Source organism: Yoonia sp. R78084 (genome assembly GCF_044595625.1).
Lineage (GTDB): Bacteria > Pseudomonadota > Alphaproteobacteria > Rhodobacterales > Rhodobacteraceae > Yoonia.
In genome coordinates this window covers 86581-101464 of record NZ_CP138993.1, presented here as the reverse complement: position 1 = coordinate 101464, position 14884 = coordinate 86581, and the positions used below count along the sequence as shown (strand labels likewise).

At 58.3% G+C, this 14884-nt stretch carries 18 protein-coding genes; 7 read left to right on the top strand and 11 right to left on the bottom strand.

Features of this window, described 5'->3' with window-relative positions:
- Positions 1–38 precede the first annotated feature (38 nt).
- From pheT to SJY29_RS00540, 3 genes are all read right to left on the bottom strand, one after another.
- Positions 39–2435: a phenylalanine--tRNA ligase subunit beta gene (gene pheT, locus SJY29_RS00550; protein WP_400085558.1), complete on the bottom strand. Its 2397-nt coding sequence runs from the start codon at positions 2433–2435 to the stop codon at positions 39–41.
- Positions 2436–2451: 16 nt separating this feature from the next.
- Positions 2452–2733 carry a hypothetical protein gene (locus tag SJY29_RS00545; protein WP_400085556.1) on the bottom strand — a complete coding sequence of 94 codons (282 nt, stop codon included), beginning with the start codon at positions 2731–2733 and terminating at the stop codon, positions 2452–2454.
- A gap of 88 nt (positions 2734–2821) precedes the next feature.
- Entirely contained in the window at positions 2822–3250 is a 429-nt protein-coding gene (locus SJY29_RS00540) for an ASCH domain-containing protein (RefSeq protein ID WP_400085553.1), read from the bottom strand.
- Between the two features lie 166 nt (positions 3251–3416).
- On the opposite strand from SJY29_RS00540, the gene SJY29_RS00535 reads away from it, so the two are divergent.
- Positions 3417–3920: a hypothetical protein gene (locus SJY29_RS00535; RefSeq protein ID WP_400085550.1), complete on the top strand. Its 504-nt coding sequence runs from the start codon at positions 3417–3419 to the stop codon at positions 3918–3920.
- Between the two features lie 8 nt (positions 3921–3928).
- On the opposite strand, the gene pheS is transcribed toward SJY29_RS00535, so the two are convergent.
- Positions 3929–5002: a phenylalanine--tRNA ligase subunit alpha gene (gene pheS, locus SJY29_RS00530; protein ID WP_400085547.1), complete on the bottom strand. Its 1074-nt coding sequence runs from the start codon at positions 5000–5002 to the stop codon at positions 3929–3931.
- A gap of 46 nt (positions 5003–5048) precedes the next feature.
- On the opposite strand from pheS, the gene SJY29_RS00525 reads away from it, so the two are divergent.
- Positions 5049–5801, top strand: coding sequence for a hypothetical protein (locus tag SJY29_RS00525; protein ID WP_400085544.1), 753 nt, complete (start codon positions 5049–5051; stop codon positions 5799–5801).
- Between the two features lie 160 nt (positions 5802–5961).
- Complete coding sequence (locus tag SJY29_RS00520; RefSeq protein ID WP_400085541.1) at positions 5962–7380, top strand: HD-GYP domain-containing protein; 1419 nt, start codon at positions 5962–5964, stop codon at positions 7378–7380.
- A gap of 193 nt (positions 7381–7573) precedes the next feature.
- On the opposite strand, the gene rplT is transcribed toward SJY29_RS00520, so the two are convergent.
- The 4 genes from rplT to pyk all read right to left on the bottom strand — a co-directional run bounded on the left by rplT (position 7574) and on the right by pyk (position 10008).
- The gene (gene rplT / locus SJY29_RS00515; protein WP_055297200.1) at positions 7574–7936 is read right to left on the bottom strand and encodes a 50S ribosomal protein L20; all 363 of its coding nucleotides are present in this window, start codon (positions 7934–7936) and stop codon (positions 7574–7576) included.
- A 17-nt stretch (positions 7937–7953) separates the two neighbouring features.
- Positions 7954–8154 (bottom strand): 50S ribosomal protein L35, encoded by a 201-nt coding sequence (gene rpmI, locus SJY29_RS00510; protein ID WP_055297198.1) that lies wholly within the window; start codon positions 8152–8154, stop codon positions 7954–7956.
- A 152-nt stretch (positions 8155–8306) separates the two neighbouring features.
- Positions 8307–8534: a hypothetical protein gene (locus tag SJY29_RS00505; RefSeq protein WP_400085537.1), complete on the bottom strand. Its 228-nt coding sequence runs from the start codon at positions 8532–8534 to the stop codon at positions 8307–8309.
- A gap of 28 nt (positions 8535–8562) precedes the next feature.
- Positions 8563–10008, bottom strand: a complete 1446-nt coding sequence (gene pyk / locus SJY29_RS00500) for a pyruvate kinase (RefSeq protein WP_400085534.1) — start codon at positions 10006–10008, stop codon at positions 8563–8565.
- A 117-nt stretch (positions 10009–10125) separates the two neighbouring features.
- On the opposite strand from pyk, the gene SJY29_RS00495 reads away from it, so the two are divergent.
- The 4 genes from SJY29_RS00495 to SJY29_RS00480 all read left to right on the top strand — a co-directional run bounded on the left by SJY29_RS00495 (position 10126) and on the right by SJY29_RS00480 (position 11863).
- Positions 10126–10863, top strand: a complete 738-nt coding sequence (locus SJY29_RS00495; RefSeq protein ID WP_400085531.1) for an N-formylglutamate amidohydrolase — start codon at positions 10126–10128, stop codon at positions 10861–10863.
- Between the two features lie 12 nt (positions 10864–10875).
- Complete coding sequence (locus SJY29_RS00490; protein WP_110279562.1) at positions 10876–11169, top strand: DUF1244 domain-containing protein; 294 nt, start codon at positions 10876–10878, stop codon at positions 11167–11169.
- Positions 11170–11178: 9 nt separating this feature from the next.
- Positions 11179–11625 (top strand): TerB family tellurite resistance protein, encoded by a 447-nt coding sequence (locus SJY29_RS00485; protein WP_110279561.1) that lies wholly within the window; start codon positions 11179–11181, stop codon positions 11623–11625.
- Positions 11626–11716: 91 nt separating this feature from the next.
- Positions 11717–11863, top strand: coding sequence for a hypothetical protein (locus tag SJY29_RS00480; protein WP_400085528.1), 147 nt, complete (start codon positions 11717–11719; stop codon positions 11861–11863).
- A gap of 35 nt (positions 11864–11898) precedes the next feature.
- Here SJY29_RS00480 and SJY29_RS00475 read toward each other — a convergent pair whose 3' ends face one another.
- From SJY29_RS00475 to dgcN, 3 genes are read right to left on the bottom strand one after another with little or no spacing between them, the layout of a single operon-like run.
- Positions 11899–12765 (bottom strand): D-amino-acid transaminase, encoded by an 867-nt coding sequence (locus SJY29_RS00475; protein WP_400085525.1) that lies wholly within the window; start codon positions 12763–12765, stop codon positions 11899–11901.
- Positions 12762–13721 (bottom strand): N-acetyl-D-Glu racemase DgcA, encoded by a 960-nt coding sequence (gene dgcA / locus SJY29_RS00470; protein WP_400085522.1) that lies wholly within the window; start codon positions 13719–13721, stop codon positions 12762–12764. The genes SJY29_RS00475 and dgcA overlap by 4 nt, the downstream gene beginning before the upstream one ends.
- Positions 13722–13763: 42 nt before the next feature.
- Positions 13764–14765 (bottom strand): N-acetyltransferase DgcN, encoded by a 1002-nt coding sequence (dgcN, locus tag SJY29_RS00465; protein ID WP_400085519.1) that lies wholly within the window; start codon positions 14763–14765, stop codon positions 13764–13766.
- Positions 14766–14884 lie beyond the last annotated feature (119 nt).

The window sequence follows — 14884 nt, the reverse complement described above, 5'->3', positions numbered from 1 at the left end:
TCGTTTCGTTTCTTACAGGCCGTTGGCGCGGCGCAGAATTATCCGCGCAGGACACCACCCGTGGCTTTCGTCACTTTCTCGACGATCTTGGCGCTGACCGCTTCGATATCGGCGTCCTTCAACGTCGCTTCGGTCGGCTGCAAACGCACGGTCACAGCCAAGGATTTCTTGCCCTCACCCAGCGACCCGCCAATGAATTCGTCAAACACGCGCACATCGGTGATCAGGGTCTTGTCCGCACCCGCAGCGGCGTTGACCAGCGTCAGCGCCTCGACCCGTGCATCAACGACAAAGGCAAAGTCGCGTTCGACGGCCTGCAAATCCGTGGCGACAAGGGCTGCGCGCGTGGCGGTCTTGTTCTTGGGCACCGGCACTTCGTCCGGCCAAATGGTGAAGGCCACTGCCGGCCCTTTGATATCCATCTCGCGCAGCACACGCGGGTGCAGTTCGCCAAAGATACCCAGCACCTTCTTCGGACCGAGGCAAATCTTGCCATGCCGTCCGGGGTGCCACCAATCGGGCGCACCGCGCAGGATCTGCACCTTCGCAGGCGCGCCGATTGCCGCAAGGATCGCCTCGGCATCGGCCTTGGCATCATAGACATCAACAGGCCGCGACGTGCCATGCACATCCTTGGGCCCTGTCCGCCCGATCAGGACACCCGAGACCAACATATGCTGTTCACCCGGCTCGCCGCCGTGGAAACCCGCACCGACCTCGAAGAGGGCCATGTCCATGAAACCCCGCGCCTGATTGCGCGCCGCCGCCCGCAAAAGCCCGGGCAGCAACGCGGGCCGCATGTGCGACATCTCGGAACTGATCGGGTTCTCCAGCATGGTCGCGTCATCACCGCCGCCAAAGAGCTTGGCCGCCTCGGCATCAATAAAGCTGTAGGTCACACATTCGTTGTACCCCAGCGCTGCCGCGGTCCGGCGTGCCGCCTGCTGGCGCATCTGACCGGCTGTCAGGATCGGCTTGGGTACGCCCGCGTCAATGCGCGGCAAAGGCTTGCCTTTGAGTTTCGTCAAGGACGCAATCCGCGCAACCTCTTCGACCAGATCCGCCTCGCCCTGCACATCGGGACGCCAGGAGGGCACATGGGCCATATTACCGTCCATAACAAAACCAAGATCGGTCAAAGTGCAGCGCTGGGTGGATTCCGAAATATCCATGCCCACCAGCGAGATCACGCGCTTGGCGTCCAGTTTATAGGCGCGCGATGTATCGGGGACGGCACCTGCCTGAATAAGGGCAGAGGCCTCGCCGCCCGCGTGATCGACGATCATCCGGACCGCGTGTTCAAGCCCCTCGGGCGTGAACGCAGGGTCAACACCACGTTCAAACCGATACCGCGCGTCCGAGTTGATCTTGAGCGCACGACCCGTGTAGGCAATCTGGACGGGATCCCAATAGGCGCTTTCGACAAAAACGTTCACGGTGTCTTCGGTGCAGCCTGTCGCGAGCCCGCCCATGATCCCCGCGATGCTTTCGGGGCCGTTGTCATCGGAAATCACCATCTGGCCTGCCTGCAGGGTGTATTCCTTGTCATCAAGTGCTGTCAGCGTCTCGCCCCCTTTGGCGCGATGGACGCGCAGGTTGCCCTGCACCTTGTCGGCGTCAAAGACATGCAGCGGGCGGTTCAGGTCGTAGGTGAACCAGTTGGTCACATCCACAAGAAAACTGATGGGGCGCAGACCGATGGCGCGCAGTTGCGCTTGCAGCCAATCTGGGCTGGGGCCGTTCTTGACGCCTTTGATAAGGCGGCCACAAAAGACTGGGCAGCCGTCCGATGTATCTTCGGCAATACTCACGCCAAGATCGGCCTTGAAGGACGCGGGCACAGGATCAACCGATAGGGGAAGCAGTTTGCCGATGCCGCGCGCCGCCAGATCGCGGGCGATGCCACGGACGCCAAGTGCATCAGGGCGGTTTGGCGTAATCGCAATCTCGATCACAGGGTCGACTTTGTCAGGGCTATTGACTGCCAGCCAATCGGTGAATTTCTGTCCCACCTCACCCGAGGGCAGTTCGATAATGCCGTCATGTTCTTCGGAGAGTTCCATCTCGCGCTCGGAACACATCATGCCATAGCTTTCGATCCCGCGGATTTTGCCCACGCCGATCGTCGTGTCGATGCCGGGGACATAGGTGCCGGGGCTCGCGATCACGACGGTGATGCCTGCGCGTGCGTTGGGCGCACCACAGATGATCTGGGTCGGGCCATCTGCTGTTTCGACCTGACAAACCTGAAGTTTGTCGGCATCGGGGTGCTTTTCCGCCGAAACCACCTTGCCGATGGTGAAATCCGCCAGCTTGTCGATGGGATTTTCGATGCCTTCCACCTCGAGCCCCAGATCGGTCAGCGCATAGGCGATGTCCGCAACAGAGGCGTCAGTTTCAAGGTGGTGTTTCAGCCAGGAAAGCGTGAATTTCATGGGTCCGTCCTGCGGGTTAAATCTGTTGGGGTGGGATTAGCGGATTACGCCGCAATGGGAAAGGGGGCGATACGCAGCGGTGAGGTCCCGGATCAGGTCCGGGACTGCGGATCGCTGCGACGCTGATGTGCCGCAGCCCATTTGGACACCAGCATGCAGGGATCAGGATCACGCCCCAGCCAGCCGCGTTGATCAGCGTCAGCCGCAATGCCAGATCGCGCGGCATGTCCGAGGTCCACATCGCGATGTGGCCGCCAATGATGAAGGTCAGAAGGATGATGAGCCAGAGCCGTTGCATCGACTTGATATAGCGTTGTGGTCGCCGGGGAAAACCCCGGCCTACGGTGCCGCGTTCATGGTAGGCCGGGGCCTGCCCCGGCGCACGGTCAAAGCTCGCGCCCTGCCAGATCCTCGACCAGTTCGAAATGTTCAAAGACCAGCATCATTTCAGGGTCAAACCCGCCGTTGCGCTTGAAATAGGCCTTGTGATCCTTACGCCAGCCCAGAAGGCTGTCATTCTCGCCCTCGGCCAAGGCCATCTCTTCGGTCACGTCGCAATAGCGGATTTCTTCGACCTTGGTGGTGCGGATGACCAATGCGGGCGTGCCGTCCCAATTCGCCGCGATATCGCAGCGGCCGACGACGGGCATCGCCTCAGGCTCGCCTTCGAAATCGGCCAAAGCGCCGCAGGTGGCGGTCTTCTTACCTTGGCGGACAAGGGCGATGAGGTGCTGGCACAAGGCCGCGCTATCGCCAAATTTGAAGGTGCCTGCGCCGGGGTATGTGTCTTGGAGGTCTTCGGTGTCGTTGGTCATGAGGTTGGCCTTTGTGCGCGTGGGTTTCACCCACCCTACAGGGATTTGGCGCGGAACAGTAGGGCAGTGTCCGGACTGAGGGGGTTATACTCATAGATGCTTTCCTCCTTGCTTTATTCCTTAGTATTCCTTATAAGGAATTAAGTGAGGATTTTGGAGAGCAGAGATGATTCCCCTGAAAGAGATCGAGATTGACCTTCAAGTATACAAAGCATTGGAGGGCGCGCGCTTGTCTTTTGACGAGACACAGAACGATATTCTGAGACGAATCCTTATCAATAAGGATTCGCATGGCGGCGAAACACTGGGTTCTCATCAGCCAAAGGGAAATGGTAGAACAACTGGAGACTGGCGCGTTAGGTTTCGAGGAAGCGAGATCAGCTTTCCATCTCAAAAGGCAGCATTTAGAGGGGTACTGCTAATGCTCCATGAGGCCGATGATCAATTCCTTGGCAGACTTTTGGAATATCGGACGAGCCATGGGCGACGGATGATTGCCAAGGACAAGGAAGCACTGGGTAGCGACGCAGCAATTCAAAATGCGGAGGTGCTCGTGGACGGCTATTGGTATGACACAAATCTCAGCCTTCCTCAGAAGAAAGAACGTATTGAGTCGGCCTGCAATTTTACAGATGTGCAGTTTGGAAAAGACTTGGTGCTAGAGTTTTAGAGCAAACTCTACCTACTCAACCCACCATGCAGCGTGGGCACATCGAGCGCACTGAACCCGTAGTGCCGCAGCCACCGCAGATCGCTGTCGAAGAACGCCCGCAGATCGGGGATGCCGTATTTCAGCATTGCGATGCGGTCGATGCCCATGCCGAAGGCAAAGCCTTGCCATTCGGACGGATCAATCCCGCCAGCCTCAAGCACCTTGGGGTGGACCATACCGGAGCCCAGAATTTCGAGCCAGTCGTCGCCCTCGCCCACTTTCAGCGTGCCACCTTCCCATGAACAGCGGATATCGACCTCGGCCGATGGCTCGGTGAAGGGGAAGTGGGACGCGCGGAAGCGGATGTCGACGTGGTCGACCTCGAAATAGCTCTTCACGAATTCTTCCAGCACCCATTTCAGGTTTGCCATGCTGATATCGCGGTCAATCGCCAGCCCTTCGACCTGATGGAACATCGGCGTATGGGTCTGGTCGTAATCGGCGCGGTACACGCGACCGGGACAGATGATGCGGGTCGGCGCTCCCGTGGCCTCCATCGAGCGGATTTGCACAGGGCTGGTGTGCGTGCGCAGCACATGCGGCGGGCGGTTATCACCCTCGGCACGGTGGGTATAAAACGTGTCCATCTCGGCCCGCGCGGGGTGGTGGCCGGGGATGTTGAGGGCGTCGAAGTTATACCAGTCGCTTTCGATCTGGGGGCCTTCGGCGACGCGGAACCCCATATCGGCGAAAATCGCAGTCACCTCTTCGGTCACCTGGCTGATGGGGTGGATGGTGCCTTGGCGCGCCTGACGCGCAGGCAGGGTCACGTCGAGCCATTCCTCGCGCAGGCGGGCATCAAGGGCGGCATCGGCCAGCGCCATTTTCTTGGCCGCCAGTGCGGAATTGATCTCATCCTTTAGCGCATTGAGCGCCGGACCTGCGGTCTGGCGTTCCTCGGGCGTCATTTTGCCCAGCTCACGCATCTGCAAACTGATCTCGCCCTTTTTGCCCACGGCCTGCACGCGCAGGTCTTCGATGGCGGCCTCATCGGCGGCATCGGCAATCAAGCTAAGGTATTTTTGTTTCAGATCGTCCATGCCGCACCTCTTGCAATCGTCCCCGCGGAGTTAGCGAAATGGCGCCATGGTTGCAAGAAGCGTTCAGCCTTGGCGCGGCAGTCCTGCCAGCGGAACGGCCAATAAGGTGCGCGCCATCACGTCAGCGGTTACCTCTGCCATTGCCGTTGCCGTTGCTATTGCTATTGCTATTGCTATTGCTATTCCCAGAGCTGGTATTGTTGCCGCCACCATTATTGCCATTGCCGGTGTTGTTGCTACCGCCATTATTGCCGTTGCCGTTGCCTTTGCCGTTGTTACCGTTGCCGTTACCGTTGTTGCTGTTACCGCTATTGCCGTTGTTGCCGTTGCCATTATTGCCGTTGCCGCCGCTGCCAGTGTTGCCGTTGCCGCCGCTGCCAGTATTGCCGTTGCCGCTGCTGCCAGTGTTGCCGCTGTTATCACCGCCTCCGGTGTTGCCATTGCTGCCACTGTCGCCGGTGCTCCCGCCGCTACCACCCATAGCAGGCGGTTGTGTATCCCCCAGAGCCGCGACAACATCCATCGCAAACTCTCTGGTCCCGTTCCAGACAGCCTGAGACGCACCGATCCCGAGAATAGCGGCGATCGCCGTGATGACCACAAAATCGACAGTGGCCGTGCCATTCTCATCTTGCCGGAATTTCTTGAAAATTGTGCGAGCACCGGTCGGTCTTTGGGTTTGGGCGTTCTGCGACAGAAAAATTTTGTTCCCGAATACATCAAACACTGCATCATTCCTTCTAAACACGCACGAGATACGCAAACGGCGCGGCACACGGCTTTTCAATTTGTTCGCTAATCACTTGGAGCTGTGTTCCAATTGAGACAGAATATTGAAAATTTGCCTTTAATTGTGACCTTCCAAACAGAAGCAAGACCGGTTGAGGGCAGCGATTAACCGGCCTCCCGTGACGCGGCACCTAAGCTCCTCTTAACTTTGCTGTCGTAAGATCGCGTGCATGTTTATTCACTCCGCAGCCCCCGTCATTGCCGCAGAAAGCCTCTATGCGGCAGCATGTCCGCACCCGTCACCGCGCGCCTTGCGACTGGGTTCGCTACTTGGTGCGATGAGCTATGCGCTGGATATGACGGAAGGTCAGCCGCCGGGGCACTGTATTCGCTGTTGCTGGATCGGGACGCGCATTGGCAATGCCCTCGGGATGACCGGGCAAGCCTATGAGGACCTGTATTTCACCCTTTTGTTGAAAGATCTTGGGTGTAGCAGCAACGCGGCACGGATTTGTGAACTCTACGTCGCAGATGACATCACCTTCAAACGTGATTTCAAGATGATTGACGGCAGCCTGACTGCCGCATTGCGCTTTGTTTTCACCAAGACAGGGCTTGACGCCGGCCTGAGTGAAAGGCTGCGCGCGACCGTCAATATCCTGCGCAATGGTGGCGAAATCAGCCGTGAACTGATTGAAACGCGTTGCAACCGTGGTGCTGATATTGCCGCAAAGATGCGGTTTTCGGATGCCGTCCAAGAGGGCATCCGATCACTTGACGAGCATTGGGGTGGCGGCGGCAAACCACTGGGCCTCTCGGGCGATGATATACCGCGTATTTCAAACATTGCTTTGATGGCGCAGGTCGTCGACATTTTCCATTCGGCACAGGGACCAGAGGCCGCAATGGCCGAAATCGAAGGACGCGCCGGCGGCTGGTTTGATCCGGCTTTGGTCGCAGCCTTCAAAGAGGCGAGTGCAGCACCTGACTTTTGGAGCCGCTTGAATGATCCGTGTCTGGAGAAACTTGTTTTCTCGCTCGATCCCAGCGAAACGGCCCAAGCTGTCGACGAGGATTATCTCGACGACATCGCCTCGGCCTTTTCAGACGTCGTGGATGCCAAATCACCGTTTACGGCCGACCATTCCAACCGGGTCACCCTCTATACCGACATGATCGCCGAAGAACTCGGGCTTTCGGCGGATCACCGGCGCTGGCTGCGGCGTGCGGCGCTTTTGCATGATCTTGGAAAACTGGCGGTCAGTAATCAGATCCTCGACAAACCGGGGCGTCCGGATGCCGCCGAATGGGCGACCATCCGGCAGCATCCGAAGTATAGTCAGACAATCCTCGAAAAGGTCGAGGCCTTTCGCGATATCGCACCTGTTGCCGGGGCCCACCATGAACGTATGGATGGGAAAGGTTATCCTGAGGGACTAGGGGGTAAAGATCTTTGTCTTGAGGCCCGCATACTCGCCGTTGCGGATGTTTTTGATGCGCTCACTGCGGACAGGCCCTACAGGGCCGCAATGCCGATCGCGAAAGCGCTGGAAATCATGGCCGCTGATGTTGAAGCCGCCTTTGATCCGGTCTGCTTTGCCGCTCTGCAACGTGGGCTTCTTAAACTGGCAAGTCCGGGTGAGGTTTGAAGATTTCCCGCGTTCGGCCTGCACATCGGTGACAGTCCGGTTTGAACCGCACACAGGCAACTGGGTGGCCTGAACTTGGGCAGCCTTCGCGCCCGCGTTATTTCAAAGTCATTGCCATGATCTGCCAACCATCCCAACGCAAAAGGCCGCCCAGTTTCCTGTGCGGCCTTTCTTTTCCGGTCAGGTGCGGGACCTATGCAGCAAGCGCATCCTTGGCTTTGCCAACAACAGCAGCGAATGCCTCAGGCTCGTTCACGGCCAGATCAGCAAGAACCTTACGGTCCACTTCGATGCCAGCCAGTGTCAGGCCGTTGATGAACTTGGAATAGTTCAGTGTCTCGTCAACCGAGCGCACACCTGCATTGATCCGCTGGATCCACAAAGCGCGGAAGTTGCGCTTGCGGTTGTGACGGTCACGGGTTGCATACTGGTTGGCTTTGTCGACCGCTTGTGCCGCGACCTTGAAGGTCTTGGAGCGGCGATCATAATAACCTTTGGCAGCGTCGAGTACTTTTTTGTGACGACGGTGCGTGACGGTTCCACCTTTAACGCGCATATCTCAATCCCCTCTAATTAACGTGCGTAAGGCATCATCGGCTTGATGATACCCTCGTCTTGCTTGCTCAGTGTGGTTGTCCCACGAGCGTTACGGAGGAATTTGTTCGTGCGCTTGATCATGCCGTGACGTTTGCCAGCCTGGCCCGCCACAACACGGCCAGAAGCCGTCACTTTGAACCGCTTTTTGCAGCTCGATTTCGTTTTCATCTTCGGCATTTCCGTCTCCTTCAAAGGTTCGGTCTAATCGCGCGACTCGGCATGCCATCTTGGCCGGACGCGCGGGCTCAGGCGCGGCTGATACGACAGGGGTCGGGTTATTGCAAGAGGTGTTTCGCGTTTTGGCCTGTGGTCCAAGGCAAAGCGTGGCTTTAGCTGCCGATCACCGACGCCACGACACGGACGATCACATCGTCAATAGTATCCAGTGCATAGGCGCGGGGGTTTTCCTGCGCAGCATAAGCCATGCTTCCCGCCCCGATCACCAGCAAGGCAAGGGCCGTTTTGGGCCAGCGCCAATCTGAATAGGCGCTGACAGCCGAGGGGATTGCAAAGGCGACCATCGTCAAGCCGATCACAAAGATAAGATCATAATCCATGGTGCCCTGCCGATATTGATACGCAATGTTACTCTTGTTCTACTGCGTAAATCAAACGCTCAGCACAAGGGGCAACGCGCAGGATATTTGTAGATCCCGGGGTATTGAAGGGCACACCTGCGGTGACGACGATCATATCGTCCTCACCCGCAAGGTTCTGGGCCTTTGCGGCACGGACCGCGGCAATCACCGCGTCCTTAAAGCGGTCCACATGACCGGAAAGCACACAGTTCGTGCCCCACGACAAGCAAAGCCGCCGCGCGGTTGTGATGTGATTGGTCAGCGCAATGATGGGCACACGCGGGCGTTCGCGCGACACCAGAAGCGCAGTGCGCCCTGATTGCGAGAAACAGCAGATCGCTTTGACATCGGTTGTCTCAGCAATCTCTCGGGCCGCGGACACGATCCCGTCAGCCACTGTCTTGCCTTCGGATTTGCGCGACGCCTCAATGATTTCGGTATAGGTCGGGTCGGCTTCGACCTCGGCTGCGACGTTGCTCATCGTGGTGACGGCTTCGATCGGGTAAGAACCCGCAGCGGATTCCGCTGACAACATGATCGCGTCCGCGCCTTCATAGATCGCGGTAGCCACGTCAGACACCTCTGCGCGGGTCGGCATCGGGCTATCAATCATGGATTCGAGCATCTGTGTCGCCACGATGACGGGCTTGGCAGCCGCACGGCATTTGCGCACCAGCTGCTTCTGGATCGGTGGCACGTTCTGCACCGGCAGTTCGACGCCCAGATCACCACGCGCGACCATGATCCCGTCAGAGACCGCCAGAATGCTGTCAAAGACTTTCACCGCGTTGGGCTTTTCGATTTTCGACAGGATCGCCGCACGGCCTTTGGCCAGCTCGCGCGCCTCTTCCACGTCTGCGGGGCGCTGAACGAACGAAAGTGCCAGCCAGTCCACGCCAAGCTCACACACGAATTCCAGATCCTTGCGGTCTTTTTCCGACAGCGCCGCTAGCGGCAGGATCACGTCAGGCACGTTCACGCCTTTGCGGTTGGAAATGGTGCCGCCCACGATGACTTCGCAATTGGCAAAGGTCGCGCCACAGTCTTTCACCCGCAGTTTGATTTTGCCATCGTTGACCAGCAGATGCGCGCCCGGTTCAAGCGCGTCAAAAATTTCTTTGTGCGGCAGCTTTACGCGGTGCACGTCGCCTTCGGCGTCATCCAGATCAAGACGGAAGTCGGCACCCGGCACCAGTTCTTCTTCGCCATTGGCGAACACACCAACCCGCAGTTTCGGTCCCTGCAAATCCGCAAGAATTGAAATCGGGCTGTCGAGGTCCTTTTCCACCTGCCGGATAATCGCATGGCGTGCTCTGATCTCTTCATGATCCCCGTGCGACATGTTCAGGCGGAACACGTCGGCACCGGCCTCGTGCAGGGCGCGGATCATCTCGTAATCATTGGAAGCGGGGCCAAGTGTTGCGACGATTTTCACATTGCGGTGGCGTCTCATAGTCATTCCTTCGTACATCGCTACCGTTAGCGGTAACAGATTGGGTTGCGCCCTTATTGCGCAATTCCATTCCTGCTTCAACTAGCCTAAATCCTGTGTCAGAGGAATGACACCGCTATGACACATGACCCTTACGAAATCATTGGTGAGAACCGCCCCGGACGCTGGCTAATTGCCTGCGATCACGCTACAAATACCGTCCCAGATTGGGTGCATGGTGGTGATCTGGGCCTGCCTGCGGCGGATATGCAGCGCCATATCGCATATGATATCGGCGCGGCAGGTGTGACACGCAAACTGGCCGAAGCCTTGGACAGCCCTGCGATCCTGTCACGGTTTTCACGGCTGGTCTGCGACCCCAACAGAGGCGAGGATGATCCCACGATCATGATGCGCCTTTATGATGGCACGATTATCCCGGGCAACCGCAACGCCGATGACGCCGAAAAGGAAGAGCGCTTGCAGCGGCTCTACCGGCCCTACCACGCGGCCTATGCGGATTTGGCCAACAAGATTGATAATCCCGTGATCTGTGCTGTGCACAGTTTCACGCCGCGCTTGCAAGGGCGGCATCCGCGCCCTTGGGAGATTGGCGTGCTTTATGCCGATGATGCACGGCTTGCGACGCCCTTCATGGCTGCCTGCCGCGCGGCAGGGTGGTGTACTGGCGACAACCAGCCCTATGCTGGCCACCTGCCCGGAGATGCCGTAGACAGGCATGCCTTGCAGCATGGCCGCCCGAATGTGTTGATTGAGCTACGTCAGGACCTGATCGCGGATGAAGCGGGACAAACCCTTTGGGCAAACCGGCTGGCCCCTATATTAACACAAGTATTGGCTCAATCAGGCCTGTGAGAGGACAAGACCATGGACGACCAGACCCGTATCGAGATCGAAGCTGCCGCCTTTCGCAGGTTGCAAAAGCACCTGATGGAAGACCGCACCGACGCGCAAAACATCGACATGATGAATTTGGCAGGTTTCTGCAGGAATTGTCTGGCGCGCTGGTATCAGGAAGCGGCCAACGAACGCGGAATCCCCATGACCAAGGACGAAGGCCGCGAAGCCTTCTACGGGATGACGATGGCCGAATGGAAAGCGAACTACCAGACCGAAGCAAGCGCCGAGGCCAAAGAAGCCTTCAAGGACAGCCACGGATAGGAGACCATCATGCTTGAACGCCTCACCGCATTCTTTGGCAATCCCACCGGCTATCACACGCCGTTGCCCGAGGCCGACGCAAGCCACGCTATGGGCGCGTTACTGGTGCGTGCGGCAAAGGCAGATCACACCTATCTGGTCGAAGAAATCGCGATGATCGACAAGATTCTGGCCCAGCGTCACGGCATCAATCCGGTCGCCGCCGCCAAAATGCGTGCGGAATGCGAACTTTTGGAACGCAAAATCCCACAAACCACGGATATTGCTGCAATCTTAGAGACCGCTATCGGTACCACGGAAAAGGAAGCGACGCTGCTGGCACTTTGGCAGGTTGTCTATGCTGACGGGATCATGCACGCAGAAGAAGACGAGGTGCTGCACCAGATCGAAGCCGTGTTTGGCGTAGGCCCCGAGCGCGCGAAAGAATTGCAGGCACAAGCGCAGGCAGGGGCGTAGGCCGCGCCCTGCCTGTGACGCGCTTCTTTTTTGGCCATGCCATTTGTGGCATGTTCATGCCTGGCGAGACCACACAGAAAGGAGCAGGCACATGCAAGAGATAGATATGTCAAAGCACCAACAGACGTCCGGCAACGCGCAAGGATTTGAACTCCCGCGCGGATGCCTGATGACTTCCGGACTGATCCTTTTACCGATCATGACACTGGCGATTTTGTTCGTCGCAAAGATGCTTTAGGCAGTGGCCCGCATTCGACCCCGATCTGGCCGGAACTACACAGCCACCTTACGGCTTTCCTCAAGATAAATCTCGCGCAACCGCGTCGCCACAGGTCCCGGTGTACCGGACCCGACGGGTACGCCATCCACCTCGACCACCGGCATCACAAAGGTGCTGGCGGATGTGATAAACGCCTCATCCGCGTCCTGCGCTTCGGCAATCGTAAAGCTGCGCTCCTCGACCTTCATCTGTGCCTCACGCGCAAAGCGCAGTACGGCAGCGCGCGTGATCCCGTGCAGGATTTCATTCCCCAAATGCCGAGTGATAATCGTGTTGTTCTTGATGATATAGGCGTTATTCGAAGTACCTTCGGTTACCGCCCCGTCTTCCACCATCCACGCATCATCGACACCGGCGGCCTTGGCCATCATCTTGCCCATAGACGGGAACAGCAGTTGCACGGTTTTGATGTCGCGGCGTGCCCAGCGCTGGTCTTCGATCGAGATGACCTTGATGCCTTTTTTCGCCGCAGGGCTATTGGCCAGACCGGGTTTGTTCTGGGTGAACAGCACCACCGTTGGCTTTGTAGTCTCCGGATCGGGGAAGACAAAATCGCGGTCTTCAGGGGCACCACGGGTGATCTGCAGATAAATCATGCCCTCTTCAATGCCGTTCAGGCGCACCAACTCGCGGTGGACCTCCAGAAGATGCGGCAGTACGTCGGGGTGCGGCATATCTAGCTCGTTCAGTGACCGTTCAAGCCGCTTGGCATGGCCTGCGAAATCGATCAGCTTGCCGTCCAGCACAGAGGTGACTTCATACACCCCGTCCGCCATCAGAAATCCGCGATCAAAGATCGAGACTTTCGCTTCGTTTTCCGGCAGATACGTGCCGTTGACATAGACTGTCCGCATGGTCATCCCCAAAGTGCTGTGGCGGGCGGGTGCACGCCCAAGTGATCGAATTTCAAAGGTTCATCACGGTCTTCGGCCAATAACAGCGGCCCGTCAAGGTCGGTGAATGCCACACCCTGCGCAAGGATCGTGGCGGGCGCCATCGCAAGAGACGATCCGACCATGCAGCCAACCATCACCTCATAGCCCTCGGCCAGTGCCTGGCGCTTGAGCGCCAGCGCCTCGGTCAGACCTCCGGTCTTGTCCAGCTTGATGTTCACCATATCGTATTTGCCGCGCAGTGCGGGCAGGCTGGCACGGTCATGGCAGCTTTCATCGGCGCAAACGGGCAAGGGGCGTGCGATTTCAGCCAACATGTCATCCGCCCCTGCAGGCAACGGTTGTTCCACCATTTTCACGCCAAGGCGTATCAGATGCGGCGCGAGATCGGCATAGACCTCCGCCGTCCAGCCCTCGTTCGCGTCAACGATAATATCCGCATCCGGCGCCCCCCGGCGGACCGCTTCAAGACGCGCCATATCATCCGGCGTGCCAAGCTTGATCTTGAGCAAGGGGCGGGCCGCGTGTTTGACGGCTTGCCGTTCCATCGCCTCGGGCGTGTCAAGCGAAAGGGTATAGGCCGTTATCTCCGGGCTTGGCACGGGCACACCCAAGAGGTCCCAGACCCGCTTGCCTGCGCGCTTTGCCGCATGATCCCAGAACGCGCAATCAAGCGCGTTGCGCGCGGCCCCCGCTGGCAAGGCATCGGGCAAATCGGGCCAAGCACCCGTGAAACCCTCAATCTGTGCGGTCACACTTTCCAGCGTTTCGCCATAGCGCGCATAAGGAACGCATTCACCCATGCCGCGCGCGCCATCACCTTCAACGGAAACCGTCAGGACCTTTGCCTCGGTCCGCGACCCGCGACTGATCGTAAAGACCTCTGCCAGTTGGAACACATCGCGCGTCACGCTGACTTTCATAGTAACCTCATAATCTTGCCCAAAATACTCCCGCCGGAGGCATCAAAGTTCTGCCAGCGCATCCACCAAGCGGGCAGCCCCCTGCCGGTAGGTGTCAACGGTCGGCAGGCCCATGCGCTCTTCGACCTCGGCCATATAGGCAAGCGCCTCATCTTCGGACAGATGTTGTGTGTTGACCGACACGCCCACAATCTGACAGGCGGGGTTTGCCACGCGCGCGATGGGCAGCGCGGTGTCGCGCAGGGTTTCAAGGCTGGGCAATGCGTAATCCGGCAACCCGCGCATGTGGGTGCGGGTGGGCTCATGGGCAAGCACCAGGGCGTCGGGCTGGCCGCCATGGATCAGGGCCATTGTCACACCAGAGTATGAGACATGGAACAGGCTACCCTGCCCTTCGATGTGGTCCCAATGATCGGGATCATTGTCGGGGGTCAGGTACTCCACAGCGCCCGCCATGAAGTCGGCAATCACCGCATCCAGCGGCACACCCCCGCCGGTGATCAGGATGCCCGTCTGCCCTGTAGGGCGGAAGGTGGATTTCATGCCACGCTTTTGCATCTCGGCATCCATCGCGAGGCCGGTATACATTTTGCCGACCGAACAATCCGTGCCAATCGCAAGGCAGCGCTTGCCGGTACGTTTCTTGCCGTTCGCAATAGGATAGGCGACGGACGGGATACGCACATCAAAGAGCGTCCGGCCGCTCACACGGGCCGCGGCCATCAACTCGTCCTCATCCCGCAGCAGGTTATGCAGGCCCGACGCAATATCAAACCCCATACGCAGTGCGGTCACCAAAACCTCTTTCCAGGCCTTGGAGATATAGCCACCACGGTTGGCCACGCCGATCACCAAGGTTTTGACACCGGCCGCCTGAGCTTCCTCCAAGGTCATATCGGGAATCCCGAGATCCGCCCCACAACCGGGCATCCGGAGTTGGCCAAGGGCGTTCTCGGGACGCCAGTCCTTGATCCCTTGGGCCACTTTCGCGGCCAGTTGATCTGGGGCATCGCCGAGGAACAAAAGATAGGGGGTCTGGATCATGGAAAGGCTCCGGATAACTGGGGTTTCGTGTTGTTTCGAAGATATCGCGCATCACAGCGCAATTGCATCGCTGAATAGGACGTTCGGAACGGCAATCATGGCAATTTCTTGCGTCAAAT

Excerpts from the sequence above, each read along its gene's own strand:
- pheT (WP_400085558.1), bottom strand. The coding sequence starts at position 2,435 with ATGAAATTCACGCTTTCCTGGCTGAAACACCACCTTGAAACTGACGCC.
- SJY29_RS00545 (WP_400085556.1), bottom strand. The coding sequence starts at position 2,733 with ATGCAACGGCTCTGGCTCATCATCCTTCTGACCTTCATCATTGGCGGC.
- SJY29_RS00540 (WP_400085553.1), bottom strand. The coding sequence starts at position 3,250 with ATGACCAACGACACCGAAGACCTCCAAGACACATACCCCGGCGCAGGC.
- SJY29_RS00535 (WP_400085550.1), top strand. The coding sequence starts at position 3,417 with ATGATTCCCCTGAAAGAGATCGAGATTGACCTTCAAGTATACAAAGCA.
- pheS (WP_400085547.1), bottom strand. The coding sequence starts at position 5,002 with ATGGACGATCTGAAACAAAAATACCTTAGCTTGATTGCCGATGCCGCC.
- SJY29_RS00525 (WP_400085544.1), top strand. The coding sequence starts at position 5,049 with ATGGTTGCAAGAAGCGTTCAGCCTTGGCGCGGCAGTCCTGCCAGCGGA.
- SJY29_RS00520 (WP_400085541.1), top strand. The coding sequence starts at position 5,962 with ATGTTTATTCACTCCGCAGCCCCCGTCATTGCCGCAGAAAGCCTCTAT.
- rplT (WP_055297200.1), bottom strand. The coding sequence starts at position 7,936 with ATGCGCGTTAAAGGTGGAACCGTCACGCACCGTCGTCACAAAAAAGTA.
- rpmI (WP_055297198.1), bottom strand. The coding sequence starts at position 8,154 with ATGCCGAAGATGAAAACGAAATCGAGCTGCAAAAAGCGGTTCAAAGTG.
- SJY29_RS00505 (WP_400085537.1), bottom strand. The coding sequence starts at position 8,534 with ATGGATTATGATCTTATCTTTGTGATCGGCTTGACGATGGTCGCCTTT.
- pyk (WP_400085534.1), bottom strand. The coding sequence starts at position 10,008 with ATGAGACGCCACCGCAATGTGAAAATCGTCGCAACACTTGGCCCCGCT.
- SJY29_RS00495 (WP_400085531.1), top strand. The coding sequence starts at position 10,126 with ATGACACATGACCCTTACGAAATCATTGGTGAGAACCGCCCCGGACGC.
- SJY29_RS00490 (WP_110279562.1), top strand. The coding sequence starts at position 10,876 with ATGGACGACCAGACCCGTATCGAGATCGAAGCTGCCGCCTTTCGCAGG.
- SJY29_RS00485 (WP_110279561.1), top strand. The coding sequence starts at position 11,179 with ATGCTTGAACGCCTCACCGCATTCTTTGGCAATCCCACCGGCTATCAC.
- SJY29_RS00480 (WP_400085528.1), top strand. The coding sequence starts at position 11,717 with ATGCAAGAGATAGATATGTCAAAGCACCAACAGACGTCCGGCAACGCG.
- SJY29_RS00475 (WP_400085525.1), bottom strand. The coding sequence starts at position 12,765 with ATGACCATGCGGACAGTCTATGTCAACGGCACGTATCTGCCGGAAAAC.
- dgcA (WP_400085522.1), bottom strand. The coding sequence starts at position 13,721 with ATGAAAGTCAGCGTGACGCGCGATGTGTTCCAACTGGCAGAGGTCTTT.
- dgcN (WP_400085519.1), bottom strand. The coding sequence starts at position 14,765 with ATGATCCAGACCCCCTATCTTTTGTTCCTCGGCGATGCCCCAGATCAA.